Genomic DNA, 14,637 nt, shown 5'->3' with positions numbered 1-14,637 from the left:
TTTTCCACCTCAGCGTAGATCTACGCGGGTTACGAACGAGGGACGTGAGCATGTCCGCGATCGAGCGCCGTAAACACGATGGCGTTCCGGTCGGTCAGGCCGTCAGCCAGGTCCGCAGGCGCTCCTCGCCCGCGAGGATCTTCGCGATCTCCACGCGCTCGTCCCGCTTGTGCGCCAAGTGGGGGTTGCCCGGGCCGTAGTTGACCGCGGGGACGCCCAGGGCCGAGAAGCGGGACACGTCCGTCCAGCCGTACTTCGGCATCGGGGTGCCGCCCACCGCCTCGATGAACGCCTTCGCCGCCGGGTGGGACAGGCCCGGCATCGCGGCCGAGCTGTGGTCGACGACCTCGAACTCGTCCACGCCGCAGTCCGCGAAGACCTCCCGGACGTGGGCCACGGCCTCCTCGGGCGTGCGGTCGGGCGCGTAGCGGAAGTTGACGGTGACGACGCACTCGTCGGGGATGACGTTGCCCGCCACTCCCCCGGCGATGCCGACCGCGTTGAGGCCCTCGCGGTACTCCAGGCCGTCGATGACCGGCCACCGCGGCTCGTAGGAGGCCAGGCGGGCGAGGATCGGAGCCGCCGCGTGGATCGCGTTGGAGCCCATCCAGCCGCGCGCCGAGTGGGCCCGCTCGCCCCTGGTCTTCAGCAGCACCCTCAGCGTGCCCTGGCAGCCGCCCTCGACCTGGCCGTCCGAGGGCTCCAGGAGGACCGCGAAGTCGCCCTGGAGCCACTCGGGGTGCGCCTCGGAGACGTGCTTGAGGCCGTTGAGCTCCGCGGCGACCTCCTCGTTGTCGTAGAAGACGAAGGTCAGGTCGCGGTTGGGGGCGGGGACGGTGGCCGCGATGCGCAGCTGCACCGCGACGCCCGACTTCATGTCGCACGTGCCGCAGCCCCACAGGACGCCGTCCTCGTCGAGCCGGGAGGGGACGTTGTCCGCGATCGGGACGGTGTCGATGTGACCGGCCAGGATCACCCGATCCGGGCGGCCCAGGTCCGTCCGGGCCACGACGTTGTTGCCGAACCGCTCGACCGTCAGGTGGGGCAGCGCGCGCAGCGCGGTCTCGATGGCGTCCGCGAGTGGCTTCTCGGTGCCGCTCTCGGAGCGGAAGTCGACGAGCCGGGCGGTGAGCTCTGCGGCGTCCAGCGTGAGGTCAAGAGAGGTGTCGGCCATGCCGTCGACCCTAACGCGCCAGCCCTGACCCCACTGTCCACACCTGGCACAAGGCACTCCGTACTCTCCAGTACCTTGTACGGCGTGCCAGAGCCGTCCTCTCCCCCCAAGCGTCGCGGCCGCCTCTTCCGATGCGGGTCCGCGTTCGTGATCCTGCTCGCGATCGCCGGTTACCTCGTGGTGCAGTACGTCACCGGAGGCACGGGCGAACCGGGCTGCAAAGTCGTCTCCGGCAAGGGCGACGGGGCGTCGTACGAGTTCACGCCGGAGCAGGCGGTGAACGCGGCGACGATCGCCGCCGTGGGTGACGGACGCGGCCTGCCGGAGCGGGCCGTGACCATCGCGCTGGCGACCGCGCTCCAGGAGTCGGCCCTGCGCAACATCAACCACGGCGACCGGGACTCGCTCGGCCTGTTCCAGCAGCGGCCCTCGCAGGGCTGGGGCACGCCGAAGGAGATCCTGGACCCGACGTACTCGGCCGGCGAGTTCTACGACCACCTGGTCAAGGTGCCCGGCTACACGCGGCTGCCCCTCACCGACGCCGCGCAGCGCGTGCAGCGCAGCGGCTTCCCGCAGGCCTACGCCAAGCACGAGCCGGACGCGGCGCTGCTCGCCGCGGCCCTCACCGGGCACTCCGCGGCCACGCTGACCTGCGAGGGCCGCCCGGCCGCGACCCGGGCGACGGGCCCGGACGGGGTGCGTGCGGCGCTCGTGCGGGACTTCGGGCGCGATGTGCTGGAGCCGGCCGGTGCGGAGGTGGGCAGCTCGTCGGCGGCCACGCCGACGCCGTCCCCGAGCGGTACGGGCGGGTCCGACGGGCGGACCATGACGCTGCCCGTGACCGCCGGCACGGGTGCCACCGGCGGTCAGAGCCTGGAGGAGCGCGGCTGGCAGCTGGCGCACTGGGCCGTGGCCAACGCCTCCGAGCTGCACATCGCACGCGTCACGTACGCGGGGCGGGAGTGGGTCGCCGGGAACACCGCCAGCGAGTGGCGGGAGGCCGGGACGAAGGGCACGGCGGGTGCGGAGCGGGACACGGACGCCGTCCGTGTCGTGACGATGGGCTAGATCGCGCAAGGGTGCGGGGCTTCACTCCTGAGGGCTACCCGGGCGGCGTGGCGGCGGCTGTGTGCGCGGGCTTTCGTGTCCTCATCCCGGAAACCGCGAGAACCCTTGGGAACAAGGGGCTGGAAGGATTCGGCGGGGTTTCCGGCGGGAGCCCCTTTGCCCGTTTTTATCCGCAGGCGATAATGCGACGCATTACCAACTCTTTACGTTGCGGCGCCGCAACCTTCGCGGGCTTCGAGCGGTAGTCACTGCGTCCGAGCCGGGGAGATCAACAGCCAGTCGATCAACTCCCGGACCCGGCCGGACACTTCACAACCTCACCGTTCTCTCCCGTCGAAGGAGCACCATGTCCCTCCCCCTGACCCGCCGGATCGCCCGTGCCGCGTTGATCGTCGCTGCGGGAGCGGCTGCCGGGGTCGGTGCGGCCGGCTCCGCCAGCGCGGCCCCCGAGCTGCCGGCCACCCCGAACCTCGGCGGGCTGACCGCCCTGGACGGGGCGAACGTCGGCAACACCGTCGACGGCGCGGCGCAGAACGTCACCGAGTCCGCGGGTGACACCGGCAGCAAGACCGTCAAGAAGGCGGTGCCGGCCGCGGGCAAGACCAGCGGCAAGGCGGTCAAGAAGACCACGCCGGTCGCGCAGAAGGCCGCCGGTGACGCGGCGGGCTCCGCCGGGCAGCTGGTCGGTGACACGGCCGGTTCCGCGCAGGGTGGTCTGCCGACGGACTCCCTGACGAAGGGCGGGGTGCCGTCGGCCGACTCGCTGCCGGTGAAGGGTCTGCCGGTCGGCTGACGCCGGGTCTCGACGGCCGAGGGGTCCAGGGAGTTTCCCTGGACCCCTCGGTCGTGTCGGTTCAGCACGAGCGTGTTTGCCGGTGCTCGGCGCTGGTGGCTGTGCCCACCCGTTCCGCCCCAGCGGAACGACTGCCCACAGCGAGGCCTTACAGGCGCTGGACCGCCGCCGCTACGCGCTCGTCCGTCGCCGTCAGGGCCACTCGGACGAACTGGGCGCCCGCCGGGCCGTAGAAGTCGCCGGGGGCGACCAGGATGCCTCGTTCGGCCAGGTGGGACACCGTGTCCCAGCAGGACTCGCCCCTCGTGGCCCACAGGTAGAGGCTGGCCTCGCTGTGCTCGATGCGGAAGCCGTGGGCGAGGAGCGCCTCGCGCAGGAGGGCGCGGCGGGCCGCGTAGCGCTCACGCTGGACGCGGACGTGCTCGTCGTCGCCGAGGGCCGCGATCACCGCCGCCTGGGTCGGTGCCGGCGTCATCATGCCGCCGTGCTTGCGGATCTCCAGCAGGGGAGCCAGGACCGCGGGGTCGCCGGCCAGGAACGCCGCCCGGTAGCCGGCCAGGTTCGAGCGCTTGGAGAGGCTGTGGACGGCGACGATGCCCTCGTACGAGCCGCCGTTGACGTCCGGGTGCAGCACCGAGACCGGGTCGGCCTCCCAGCCCAGCTCCAGGTAGCACTCGTCGGAGAAGAGCAGGACGCCGTGTTCGCGGGCCCAGGCGACGATCCGGGTGAGCTCCTCCTTCGGCAGGACCCTGCCCGTCGGGTTGGACGGGGAGTTCAGCCAGAGGAGCTTCAGGCCCTCGGGGTCCAGCTCCGTCGGGTCGTCGTAGGCCTCGTACTCGGCGCGGGCCAGGCGGGCACCCACCTCGTACGTCGGGTAGGCCAGGCGCGGGTAGGCCACCCGGTCGCCTGGGCCGAGACCCAGCTGGGTCGGGAGCCAGGCGACGAGCTCCTTGGAGCCGACGACCGGCAGGACGTGGCGGTGGGTGACGTCCCGGGCGCCGAGGCGGCGCTCGACCCAGCCGGTGATCGCGTCGCGCAGCTCGGGCGTGCCCCAGACGGTCGGGTAGCCCGGGGAGTCGGCCGCGGCCACCAGCGCCTTCTGGATCAGCTCGGGTACCGGGTCGACCGGGGTGCCGACCGACAGGTCCACGATGCCGTCCGGATGGGCGGCTGCCGTGGCCTTGTACGGCGTCAGCTTGTCCCAGGGGAAAGTGGGGAGACGGTCGGAGACTGCGGACACGGTTTCTGGCTCACTTTCTGGTACGGACGAGCCGTCGCGGCAAACGCCTCGGCCCCGCACGGCGACCAGGGCGTGATCGGGCCGTACGGGACCGAGGCGGCACGGATGTGCGGGCCGCTCGCGGTGACTAGGCCTGCGGCGGCAGCGCGGCGATGAAGGGGTGGTCGCGCTCGATCAGCCCCAGCTTGCTGGCTCCGCCGGGCGAGCCGAGCTCGTCGAAGAACTCGACGTTCGCCTTGTAGTAGTCCTTCCACTCCTCCGGAGTGTCGTCCTCGTAGAAGATCGCCTCGACCGGGCAGACCGGCTCACAGGCACCACAGTCGACGCATTCGTCCGGGTGGATGTACAAGGACCTGGAGCCCTCGTAGATGCAGTCGACCGGGCACTCCTCGATGCACGCCTTGTCCTTGACGTCGACACAAGGCTGCGCGATGACGTAGGTCACGCTGTCGTTCCTCCTCGATAGGGCGCTGGCGGGCCTCCTCAGGCTCCGCCGCCTGGCGCGCGGGAGCGCGGCGTCGTCGATGCCCGCCCCTAGTATCTCCGTTCCTGGGCATGATCCGAACAGGAGGGGTGAACCGACCAGTGGAAATCTCTGCCGCCGGGCGGCTCGAGGTCCGTATCACCACTGCTGACGTGGGCAAACGGGTCTCCGTACGGAGCATGATCGAACATGCGGCTCCGGGTGAGAAGTTCACCGACACGGTCGGAGTTCTCACATCATGGGACAACGGTGTGTTGCTGATCACACGCAAGAGCGGCGAGAGCGTCCGTATCGCGGAATCCGCGCTGGTCGCGGGCAAGCTCGTGCCCGCCGCGCCGGCGCGTCGCCGCGGTCCGGCCGCCTCCTACGAGGAACTGGCCCGGGTCGCCGCGCGGGCCTGGCCGCCCGTGGAGAGCGAGCGGCTCGGGGACTGGGAGCTGCGGGCCGCGTCCGGGTTCACGCGCCGGGCGAACTCCGTGCTGCCGCTCGGTGACCCGGGCGTGTCCCTGGACGAGGCTCTCGACGCCGTCCGGCGGTGGTACGGCGAGCGCGGCCTGCCCGCCTACGTCCAGACCGCGACCGGTGCCGAGGGCGCGCAGGAGCTGCTCTGCGCGGAGCTGGAGAAGCGGGGCTGGGTGCGGGAGGTGACGGCCGAGTTGTGGGTCGGGCCGCTGGCGCCGGTCGCCGACCTCGCCGAGCCGTCGGGGGTCGTGCTGTCCCGGGAGGCCGACGAGGCGTGGCTGGCCCGGTACCAGCGCAAGGGCGTGAGCGAGGTCGCGCTGCAGGTGCTGGGGGCCGGGCCTTCGGTGTGGTTCGCGACCGTGCCCGGTGCGGCGGAGGCAGCGGCTCCGGCCGCCATAGGGCGGTGCGTCGTCGACGGGCGGTGGGCCGGGTTCGCCGCCGTCGAGGTCGATCCGGAGCAGCGGCGGCAGGGGCTGGGCACGGCCGTGATGGCGGCGCTGGCCCGGCGGGCACTCGACGAGGGCGCGTCGGCCGCGTGGCTCCAGGTCGAGGCCGACAATGAGGGAGCGCGGGCGTTGTACGCCGGGATGGGTTTCGCGGCGCACCACGCCTACCACCACTACCGGGAACCGGACGACCGCGACTCCGGCCGGTAACCGATCGTCGTGAGAGGGCACGAGCCAGCCATGCGTCCCCCGAATCCCCCGTCCCCCGAGCGTTCCGCCGAGCTGCGGCGGCGGTTCGCCGAAGAGGCCCGGTCCGAGCGGCCCGATCTGTCGACGCTGTGCCTGCTGATGGGCGCGGAGGCGGACGGCGCGCTGGACGAGGCGGGCATGGACGCCGCGCAGGTCGAGCTGGACCGGCTGGCCGGGCTGCTGCCGTTCCGGCCCGGCCGTCCGCAGGCGTGGGCGGTGGCCCTGCGCGAGCTGCTCGGGGACCGGCTGGGGTTTCACGGCGCCCCGGCCGACTACCAGCGCCTGGAGTCCTCACTGCTGCATGAGGTGCTGGTGCGGCGTCGTGGGTTGCCGATCCTGCTGTCCGTGGTGTGGATGGAGGTGGCCCGGCGGGCCGGGGCGCCGGTGTACGGGGTGGCGCTGCCGGGGCATTTCGTCGTCGGGTTCGGGCCCGACGAGGGGCAGGTGCTCGCCGACCCGTTCGACGGCGGGCGGGTGCTGACGGGGGCGGACGCGGAGTTGCTGGTCGCCGGGGCGACGGGGGCGCACCTCGATCCGTCGATGCTGCGGCCGGCCGATCCGCTGGATGTGGTGTTGCGGATCCTGAACAACGTGCGGGCGTGGGCGGCGGCTCGCCCGGAGCGGTCGGATGTGGCGCTGTGGGCGGTCGAGTTGTCGTTGCTGTTGCCCTCGCATCCGGCTCGGTTGCGGTACGAGCGGGCGCAGTTGCTGGTGGGGCGGGGGGATTTTCTGGGTGGGGCGGTGGAGTTGGAGGCCTACGCGGAGGTTGTGCGGGCCGTGGATGAGGGGGCCGCTGAGCGGGTGCGGGGGGAGGCTCACGCGGCCAGGGCGATGCTCAACTGAGGCGTTCTCGCCGTAGGGGTTGGTGTCGTCGCGCGGGTGCGGGTGCGTTGTGGCTTGTCGCGCAGTTCGCCGCGCCCCTAAAAAGAGTCGGTCTACAACCAGCCTTTTTCATGGGCTGCTCGGACCGCTTCCGCTCGGTTTCTCACTGCCAGTTTTTGGATCGCGGTGGAGAGGTAGTTGCGGACCGTGCCCTGGGAGAGGTGCAGGGCTTGGGCCAGTTCGGCGTTGGTGGAGCCGTCCGATGCTGCTCGGAGGACTTCTCGTTCGCGGTCTGTGAGGGGGTTGGCGCCTTCCGCCAGGGCCGCTGCCGCGAGGGTGGGGTCGATGACGCGTTCGCCGGTCAGGACCTTGCGGATCGCCTCGGCCAGTTGCGCGGCGGGGGCGTCCTTGACCAGGAAGGCGTCGGCGCCGGACTCCATGGCGCTGCGGAGGTAACCGGGGCGGCCGAAGGTGGTGAGGATCACCAGCTTGACGTGCGGGAGTTCGGCGTGGAGGCGGGCCGCGGCCTCGATGCCCGTGGCGCCGGGCATCTCGATGTCCAGGAGCGCCACGTCGACGGCGTGCTCGCGGGCCGCGCCGAGGACCTCGTCGCCGCGGGCCACCTGGGCGACGACCTCGATGTCCTCCTCCAGGCCGAGCAGGGCGGCCAGGGCCTCGCGGACCATCGACTGGTCCTCGGCGAGCAGGACCTTGATCGTGCGGCTCATGCCGGGGATCCTACGTCCGCCGGTCCGGCCGAGGGCACGCGGGCGACCAGGCGGAAGCCGTGCTTGAGCGGGCCCGCCTCCAGGGTGCCGCCCGCCTTGGTGAGGCGTTCGGTGAGGCCCGTGAGGCCGTTGCCGTGACCGTCGCCCGGGCCGCCCGAGCCGTCGTCCTCGACGGCGAGTTCGAGCATCGGGCCGTCGAGGGTCTGGCGGTGCAGCAGCTCGACCGCGCAGCGGCGGGCGCCGCTGTGCCGTACGACGTTGGTGACGGCCTCGCGCAGCGCCCAGGCGAGGGCGGACTCGCTCTCCTCGGGGACGCCGGTGAGGTCGGGCTCGGCGGGCAGGTCGGCGGTGACGCCGGCCGTGGTCAGGGCGACCCGGGCACCGGCGAGTTCGGCGGTGAGACGGGGACGACGGTAGCCGGTGACGGCCTCGCGCACGTCGACCAGGGCCTGGCGGCTGACCTGCTCGATGTCGGCGACCTGCTGGGCCGCCTTGCCGGGGTGGTCGGGCAGCATCCGGCCGGCCAGTTCGCTCTTGAGCGTGATCAGGGAGAGGGAGTGGCCGAGCAGGTCGTGCAGGTCCCTGGCGAGGCGCAGGCGCTCCTCGTTGGCGGCGAGCTGGGCGACGGTGGCGCGGGCCTCACGCAGCGCGATGGTGGTGCGGACGAGTTCGCGTACGCCGGTCATCGCGAAGCCGCCGAGCAGGGCCGGGATGAGGAGGCTCGCCAGGTAGGACTGGCCGCCCGGCACCGCGAGCGCGACGGCGGTCAGCAGCGCGCACGCGGCCGGGATGGTCCAGCGGGCCATGCGCAGGGGCAGGGCCGCGCCGGACGCGATCGACACGTACACGAACAGCACCAGCCACTCGCGGCCCAGGGTGACGGCGAGGAGCGCGGACTGGGCGGCGAGGACCCCGAGCGAGCCGAGGACCACGCCGTTGCGCTCGCCCCGGCCGGTGCGGAACACCAGCAGCATGTACCAGGTGACGAAGGCGGCCAGGCCGATCCAGCCGAGGACGCGCACGCCCGTGCTGTGGCCGCCGTGCAGCAGGTCGGTGACGGGTGCGCTCAGGTAGACCAGCCAGATGCCGGTCCACATCGACTTCACCGCCCGCTGCCAGCGGTTCACCGGGCGCTGCCCGATACCGACTCCGACGCCGCTCACGCCTTCAAGGTGTCCTTCCGGTACAGCCAGGCCGCGCCGCCCGCGAACAGGGCGAACGACACGACGAGGATGACGAGGTCCTGGACGTGCGGGGCGCGGCTCTGCTCGATGGCCTGCCCGAGGGCAGCGTACGCGTGCGTGGGCAGCCACTTCGCGATGTCCTGAAGCCAGCCCGGGAACGTCGTCGTCGGCATCCACAGGCCGCCGAGCATCGACAGGCCGAAGTAGGTGATCATCGTGATCGGCCGGACCGCGTCGCCGCTGGCGAGGTAACCGAGGGCGACGCCGAGCGCGGCGAAGACGAGGCTGCCGGCCCAGATCGCGCCGGTCAGGGCGAGCCACTGCCAGGCGTCCAGGCGTACGTCCTTCACGGCCGCCGCGACGGCGAAGACGATGACGATGGACGGCAGGCTGACGACGGCGGCGCTCGCGGTCTTGGCGAGGACGTAGCCGCGGCCCGGCAGCGTCGTCAGACGCAACTGCCGTACCCAGCCGCCCTCGCGTTCCTTGGCGATGCGTTCGCTGTTGCCCATGAGGACGGCGGTGAGGGCGCCGAAGGAGGCCATCGAGACCATCATGTAGGTCGGGAGGGTCAGGGCGCTGCCGGGCACTTTCGTGGTGCTGTCGGCGTTGCCCGCGATGATCAGGAACAGGACCGACGGGTAGATCACGGAGAAGAACAGGAACTTGCGGTTGCGCAGGGCGCGGGTGAGTTCCAGCTTGATCAGGCTGTTCACTTCGACTTCGCCTCCTCGGCGGCCGTGATCGCGACGAAGGCCTGCTCCAGGCCGAGCCCGGCGACTTCGAGGTTGCGGGGGTAGACGCCGAGGCCGTACAGGGCGTGGACGGTGGCGTCGGCGTCGGTGGACTGGATGCGGACGGTCGGGCCGGAGACCGTCAGGGAGGTCAGGAAGGGCAGGCCGCGCAGGGCGGCCTCGTCGACGGTGTCCGCGAGGTCGAAGGAGATGCGGCGGGCGCCCGCCTTGGCCTTGATCTCGGCGGCCGTACCGTCGGCGAGGAGCCGGCCGCGGTGCAGGACGAGGACCCGGTCGGCGACGGCGTCGGCCTCTTCGAGGTAGTGCGTGGCGAAGAGGACGGTCCGGCCTTGGCCGGCCTGCTCGCGCATGGTGGCCCAGAAGGCCTGGCGGGTGGTGACGTCCATGCCGGTGGTGGGCTCGTCCAGGACGATGAGGTCGCTGTCGCCTGCGGTGGCGAGGGCGAAGCGGACCCGCTGGGCCTGGCCGCCGGAGAGCTTGTTGACCTTGCGGTCGGCGATCTGCTCGATGCCCGCGCGGGACAGGACCTCGGAGGGCCGGTACGGCTTCGGGTGCAGGTCGCAGGCGAGCCGCACCAGTTCTGCGACCGTGACCTCGTCCATCAGCCCGCCGCTCTGCAGCATGGCGCCCACGCGCCCGGCGACGATGGCGTCCCGGGGGCTGGTTCCGAAGAGGCGGACCGTGCCGCTGTCGGGCTTCTTGAGGCCGAGGAGCAGGTCGAGGGTGGTGGACTTGCCGGCGCCGTTGGGGCCCAGCAGCGCCACGGTCCGCCCCGGGCGCAGGGCCAGGGTCAGTCCGTCCACCGCCCGGACGGCGTCGTATGCCTTGCTCACCTGGTCGAACTCGACCACGGGGGCTGTCGTTGTCATACGGACAGCGTGGCTTCCGGGGTGGGGACGGAGGCAGTGTCGGGCGTCCGGAGTGGCGCGTGACAGATGTCATGCCTCTCGGGTGACAGCGACGAAAGCCCCTGTCCGGTGTGGGCAGGGGCTTCGCGCGGCCGGACGGCCGGAGGTCAGTTCGGGGTGGTGTCGATCACTGCGGTGCGTTCCGCCGGCGTCTTGCCGCGCAGGGCCTTGCGCAGCGCGGTGACGACGTCCTGCGGCAGGACATCGCGCTTGCCGCTCGCGCCCTCGATCTTCACGCCCTCGAACGTGGTGCCGTACGCCTCCTGGAGGGCCTTGAGGTTGTACGTGTCCACGAGCTTGCCGTCCACGGCCTTGAAGCTGAGGATCTTCGGCAGCGACAGCGCGCCGAACGGGATGCTGTGCGCCGCGTCGGTCTGGACGATGGCCTTGGCCGACATCGCGGGCTGCGCGAAGTCCTTCAGCACCCGGTCGACCTCGGCGTTCGAGACCGTCGGCTGCCGGGTCGTGGTCGGGAGGTTCACCGTGCCGGCCGCGCCGGTCTCCACCTGGGTGCGGTATGCCTCCTCGACCGCCGCGGTCGACTTGGCGACGTCGATGCCCTTGCCCGTCTTGCCGTACACGGGGACGGCCTTGCCGTCCTCGAACTTGATCGTGCCGTCGGTCGCCGAGCCGGAGCCGCCCGCGGCGTTCTCCAGGGACGCGTGCAGCTTCTCCTCGTCGACGGGGATGACGGGCTTGACGACGCGGTGGTTGCCGAAGAGCGAGCCGATCACGGAGACCGGGTTGTAGTCGCTCTTCGCCGCCGCGTCGGCCGTGGCGTCCATGTCGAACTGGAGTCCCGCCTTGTCCGGGTCGAGGGACACGGTCTTGCCGGCCACCGACAGCTTCAGCGGCTTGCCCACCCGGCCGTCGAAGGCGTCGTTGAGCTTCTTGACCGCGCCGTCGCGAGTGGTGCCACCGATGTCCACGCCGAGCACGCTGGTGCCCTTGGGCACGTCGGTGCGGTTCATCAGCAGTCCGGCGCCGTACACGCCACCGGCCACGACCACCAGGCCTGCGGCGAGCAGCACGAGCTTGTTGCGCCCCTTCTTCTTCGGCGCCTTCGAGGAGCTCGCCGGGGGCGGGGAGACCGGCTCGGGCAGCTTCGGGGCCGTGTGGGGCACCGGGCCGTCACCGGGCGCGCCCGGACCGAACGACGAGGCCGCGCCGGGCGGTACGACCGGGATGCCGCTGGTGACGGTGTGCCCGGAGACGTTGTCGTGCCGGGGGCCGTAGCCCTGGCCGTCCGGCGGCTCGGGGGCCGGCTTCTGCGGAGTGAGGATGGCGGTGTCGTCGCTCATCCCGCCGCCGGGGCCGTGGCCCGCGGCGCCGTGGCCGGTGGGAGCGGCGGGGCCGGGGGCGCCACCAGGATTTCCGGGGCCAGGGCCTCCGGGCCCCGCCGTACCGGCAGGTCCTCCGGGTCCGCCCGTGCCGGCGGGGCCGCCTATGGCGCCGGGACCGGCAGGGGCGCCTGGGCCGGCAGGGGCGCCTGGGCCACCCGGTCGGCCGGGGTCGTTGAAGGCGCCGGGGGCACCGGGGCCACCGTGCGTGCCGGGGCGGCCGGGCGTACCGGGGCGACCGGACTCGTCGAAGGCACCGGGGCCACCGGGCCTGCCCGGCTCATCGAAGCCACCGGGGGCACCGGAGCGACCCGGCTCGCCGAAGCCGCCGGGACCACCGGGCCTGCCCGGCTCATCGAAGCCGCCGGGACCACCGGGACCACCGGGCTCAGCGAAGCTGCCGGGGCCACCCGAGCGACCGGGCTCGTTGAAAGCGCCAGGGCCACCGGGCCTGCCGTGCTCGTCGAAGCCGCCGGGGCCACCCGAGCGACCGGGATCGTCGAAGCCCCCAGGGCCACCCGAGCGACCCTGATCGTTGAAAGCGCCGGGCCCGCCGGGGCCGCCGCCCTGCTCGTCGAAGCCGCCCGGGACGCCGGGGCCGCCTGCCGGTGGGGTCATCGGGCCGTCGCCGGTGACCGGGCCGCCCGTCGGGCCGGCCGGGCCCTGGGTGCCGGGCCCGCCCGCGTCGCCGTAGCCGTAGGGAGCGCCCTGGCCGCCGTAGCCGCCCTGGCCGTTCTGGCCGAGGCGGTCGTTCTCCGAGAAGTACGGCAGGTCGTCGCGGCGCGTCTCGCCGCCGTCACCGCCCGGGACCGGACGCGAGCCGTTGCCGAGGGGGCCCGCCGCCAGTGCCTCGGTGACGTCGAAGGAGCCCGTGCCGCCGCCGTGCCCGGGCGCGACGGGGCCGCCGGTCGCCCCGCCGGGAAGCCCCGCGCCATTCGTGCCGCCGGACCGGGAGCCGCCCGGCCTGCTCATGGAACCGACCACGCCACCGGGCCGCCCGGCACCGGAACCGCGCGCTGCCGAGCCGCCCGAACCGGTACCACCGGAACCGCCCGCGGCCGGACCCGAACCGCCCGGCAGACCGGCCCCGTTGGTGGAGCCGCCGCCCTGACCGGGCTTGCCCGAGCCGGACTTGCGCGGCGCGAACCAGTCACTGGTCGGCTTGTCCTCGCCGGACTGGCCCGACGGACCGGACTGGCTGGACTCGGCGGTGGGCTCGACCGTGCCGGTGCCCCCGGGCGTGGCGGCGCCCGGAGCCTTCGCTTCGTTGCCCGCTCTCGCGCCGGAACCGGTACTGGTGTCGCCGGAGCCCTCCGCGTCCGCGACGGGCTTGCGCACCACCACCGGCGGAATGGGCCGTGACCCGGGGATGTTGATCCGGATCCGGGTCGTCAGCGTGGTCTCGGTCTTGCGTTCCTCCGGCCGCGCGGCCGAACGGCCCGCTTCCGTACCGCCGTCGGACACCGTCGGGGTCCCGTACGGCGGCGTACCCGACGGGTAGGCGGCTCCGCCGCGCCCGTTGGGCCCGGAGGACGGAGTGTCAGTTTCACGACTCAAGGCAGGTTCTCCCGGTTGGCTCCGCCGCCCGACACAACCTCACGCGGGCAGCTCGGCGGCGCGCACCACCATACTGGCCACTTCTCACCCGTATCTCAGGACCGCTGGGGAAACTCACACCGGACCCCCACGGGCGCGTCCTGGCGAAGTGGTACGTCACTTCCCAAGTCGGACGGGGTCGCCGTCCGGTTGCCGCCTCGGGGCGAGGGTGGCGCAGATCACAGCCACAGCGATGCCGCCGAGCAGGAAGAGATAGGAGCCCGAGCCGGCCGCGAAGAGGAAGTCGCCCTCCGGGCGGCTGGCGGTGAGCAGGACCACGGAGAGCATCCAGCCGGCGGCGGCCGCGACGCCCCCGGCCCGCCCGTGGGTGACCCGCGCGGCACCGAGGACGAGCCCGGCCTCACCGGCGAGGGCGAGCAGCAGCCCGCCCGGGAACCACGCGGGCTGCACGAGTGCCCCGGCCGCGCCGATCACGGCCCCGAGCACGAAGAACCCCGCATAGGCGGCGGCCCGTCCGGCGGAGGGCGGCCGCATCGGCTGGGCGAGCATCGGACTCCGGTCGCTCATGAGGACTCCTCGACACCGGCGAACAGGTCCGTCTCCCGCTCGCCGGGTCCCCGCTCGCCCCGCACCAGCTCGTAGTACTCGGTCGTGAGGATCGGCTGGGCGAGTTCGTTGGACAGCGCGAAGTACGGCCCGGACACACTGATCTGGGTGGCGTGGGCGCGCATCGCGGCGGCTTTGGCGGCGGCGTGCGCGGTGCCGTCGACGACGGTGGTGATCCGCTCCTCGGCCACGACACCCGGGACGTCGTCGACGTCGGCCGCCTTGGTGAAGGGCGTGCCGGGCAGGTCCTCGCGGAGCCGGGCGAAGGATTCCTCCACAACCGGCCGGGGGACCCGGTTCCAGTAGACCTTGGGGATCGTCCGGCCCGACTCGGCGGCCAGTTCGACGGCCCGCATGGCGACGCGGTGGGCCTGGATGTGGTCGGGGTGGCCGTAGCCGCCGTTGTCGTCGTAGGTGACGAGGACCTGGGGGCGTACCTCGCGGATCACCTCGACGAGGTGTGCGGCGGCCTCGTCGACGTCGGCCTGCCAGAAGCAGCCGGGGTCGTCGTTGTCGGGCAGGCCCATCATCCCGGAGTCGCTGTAGCGTCCGGCGCCGCCGAGCAGGCGGAAGTCATGGACGCCGAGCTCGGCCATGGCGGCGGTGAGCTCCCGGCGGCGGTGCTGGCCCAGGGCGGGACCGCTCAGGTGCGCGAGCTCGGGCGGGATGACCTCGCCGCGTTCGCCGAGGGTGCACGTGACGAGGGTGACGTGGGCACCCTCGGCCGCGTACCTGGCCATGGTCGCGCCGTTGTTGATCGACTCGTCGTCCGGGTGCGCGTGCACCAGCAGCAGACGCCGGTCGGGCAGTTCCGTCATGGG

At 72.8% G+C, this 14,637-nt stretch carries 14 protein-coding genes; 4 read left to right on the top strand and 10 right to left on the bottom strand.

Features of this window, described 5'->3' with window-relative positions; translation table 11 throughout:
- Positions 1–94: 94 nt before the first annotated feature.
- Positions 95–1,174: a succinyl-diaminopimelate desuccinylase gene (dapE, locus tag ACZ3I3_RS12550; RefSeq protein ID WP_467364447.1), complete on the bottom strand. Its 1,080-nt coding sequence runs from the start codon at positions 1,172–1,174 to the stop codon at positions 95–97.
- An 84-nt stretch (positions 1,175–1,258) separates the two neighbouring features.
- Here dapE and ACZ3I3_RS12545 point away from each other — a divergent pair, with 84 nt between their 5' ends.
- Both ACZ3I3_RS12545 and ACZ3I3_RS12540 read left to right on the top strand, forming a co-directional pair.
- Positions 1,259–2,242: a VldE C-terminal domain-containing protein gene (locus tag ACZ3I3_RS12545; RefSeq protein WP_467364446.1), complete on the top strand. Its 984-nt coding sequence runs from the start codon at positions 1,259–1,261 to the stop codon at positions 2,240–2,242.
- Positions 2,243–2,588: 346 nt separating this feature from the next.
- Entirely contained in the window at positions 2,589–3,035 is a 447-nt protein-coding gene (locus ACZ3I3_RS12540) for an ATP-binding protein (protein WP_467364445.1), read from the top strand.
- A 148-nt stretch (positions 3,036–3,183) separates the two neighbouring features.
- Here ACZ3I3_RS12540 and ACZ3I3_RS12535 read toward each other — a convergent pair whose 3' ends face one another.
- Together ACZ3I3_RS12535 and fdxA are read right to left on the bottom strand one after the other, a co-directional pair.
- Positions 3,184–4,275, bottom strand: coding sequence for a bifunctional succinyldiaminopimelate transaminase/glutamate-prephenate aminotransferase (locus tag ACZ3I3_RS12535; protein ID WP_467364444.1), 1,092 nt, complete (start codon positions 4,273–4,275; stop codon positions 3,184–3,186).
- A gap of 127 nt (positions 4,276–4,402) precedes the next feature.
- Positions 4,403–4,720: a ferredoxin gene (gene fdxA, locus ACZ3I3_RS12530; protein WP_010047804.1), complete on the bottom strand. Its 318-nt coding sequence runs from the start codon at positions 4,718–4,720 to the stop codon at positions 4,403–4,405.
- Between the two features lie 140 nt (positions 4,721–4,860).
- On the opposite strand from fdxA, the gene ACZ3I3_RS12525 reads away from it, so the two are divergent.
- A complete protein-coding gene (locus ACZ3I3_RS12525) occupies positions 4,861–5,877 on the top strand; it encodes a GNAT family N-acetyltransferase (protein WP_467364443.1) in 1,017 nt (338 codons plus the stop codon).
- A 30-nt stretch (positions 5,878–5,907) separates the two neighbouring features.
- Positions 5,908–6,759 (top strand): transglutaminase family protein, encoded by an 852-nt coding sequence (locus tag ACZ3I3_RS12520; RefSeq protein WP_467364442.1) that lies wholly within the window; start codon positions 5,908–5,910, stop codon positions 6,757–6,759.
- 92 nt (positions 6,760–6,851) lie between these two features.
- On the opposite strand, the gene ACZ3I3_RS12515 is transcribed toward ACZ3I3_RS12520, so the two are convergent.
- From ACZ3I3_RS12515 to mshB, 7 genes are all read right to left on the bottom strand, one after another.
- Positions 6,852–7,466, bottom strand: coding sequence for a response regulator (locus ACZ3I3_RS12515; protein ID WP_467364441.1), 615 nt, complete (start codon positions 7,464–7,466; stop codon positions 6,852–6,854).
- A complete protein-coding gene (locus ACZ3I3_RS12510) occupies positions 7,463–8,629 on the bottom strand; it encodes a sensor histidine kinase (protein WP_467364440.1) in 1,167 nt (388 codons plus the stop codon). The genes ACZ3I3_RS12515 and ACZ3I3_RS12510 overlap by 4 nt, the downstream gene beginning before the upstream one ends.
- The gene (locus tag ACZ3I3_RS12505) at positions 8,626–9,366 is read right to left on the bottom strand and encodes an ABC transporter permease (protein ID WP_467364439.1); all 741 of its coding nucleotides are present in this window, start codon (positions 9,364–9,366) and stop codon (positions 8,626–8,628) included. Before ACZ3I3_RS12505 ends, ACZ3I3_RS12510 begins: the two co-directional genes overlap by 4 nt.
- Positions 9,363–10,274, bottom strand: coding sequence for an ABC transporter ATP-binding protein (locus ACZ3I3_RS12500; protein ID WP_467364438.1), 912 nt, complete (start codon positions 10,272–10,274; stop codon positions 9,363–9,365). The genes ACZ3I3_RS12505 and ACZ3I3_RS12500 overlap by 4 nt, the downstream gene beginning before the upstream one ends.
- Before the next feature lie 146 nt (positions 10,275–10,420).
- On the bottom strand, positions 10,421–13,210 hold the full coding sequence (locus tag ACZ3I3_RS12495) for a peptidoglycan binding domain-containing protein (RefSeq protein ID WP_467364437.1): 2,790 nt from the start codon (positions 13,208–13,210) through the stop codon (positions 10,421–10,423).
- A 156-nt stretch (positions 13,211–13,366) separates the two neighbouring features.
- Positions 13,367–13,777, bottom strand: coding sequence for a DUF6113 family protein (locus ACZ3I3_RS12490; protein ID WP_467364436.1), 411 nt, complete (start codon positions 13,775–13,777; stop codon positions 13,367–13,369).
- A complete protein-coding gene (mshB, locus tag ACZ3I3_RS12485; protein ID WP_467364435.1) occupies positions 13,774–14,634 on the bottom strand; it encodes an N-acetyl-1-D-myo-inositol-2-amino-2-deoxy-alpha-D-glucopyranoside deacetylase in 861 nt (286 codons plus the stop codon). The genes ACZ3I3_RS12490 and mshB overlap by 4 nt, the downstream gene beginning before the upstream one ends.
- Positions 14,635–14,637: the final 3 nt, after the last annotated feature.

This window comes from Streptomyces sp. NPDC016851 (genome assembly GCF_055562795.1).
Note: the sequence above shows the minus strand (reverse complement) of the source record. Positions and strands in the feature narration are given on the sequence as shown.

Bases quoted from the DNA above. Each gene is read 5' to 3' on its own strand.
- dapE (WP_467364447.1), bottom strand. From the start codon at position 1,174: ATGGCCGACACCTCTCTTGACCTCACGCTGGACGCCGCAGAGCTCACC.
- ACZ3I3_RS12540 (WP_467364445.1), top strand. From the start codon at position 2,589: ATGTCCCTCCCCCTGACCCGCCGGATCGCCCGTGCCGCGTTGATCGTC.
- ACZ3I3_RS12520 (WP_467364442.1), top strand. From the start codon at position 5,908: ATGCGTCCCCCGAATCCCCCGTCCCCCGAGCGTTCCGCCGAGCTGCGG.
- ACZ3I3_RS12515 (WP_467364441.1), bottom strand. From the start codon at position 7,466: ATGAGCCGCACGATCAAGGTCCTGCTCGCCGAGGACCAGTCGATGGTC.
- ACZ3I3_RS12500 (WP_467364438.1), bottom strand. From the start codon at position 10,274: ATGACAACGACAGCCCCCGTGGTCGAGTTCGACCAGGTGAGCAAGGCA.
- ACZ3I3_RS12490 (WP_467364436.1), bottom strand. From the start codon at position 13,777: ATGAGCGACCGGAGTCCGATGCTCGCCCAGCCGATGCGGCCGCCCTCC.
- mshB (WP_467364435.1), bottom strand. From the start codon at position 14,634: ATGACGGAACTGCCCGACCGGCGTCTGCTGCTGGTGCACGCGCACCCG.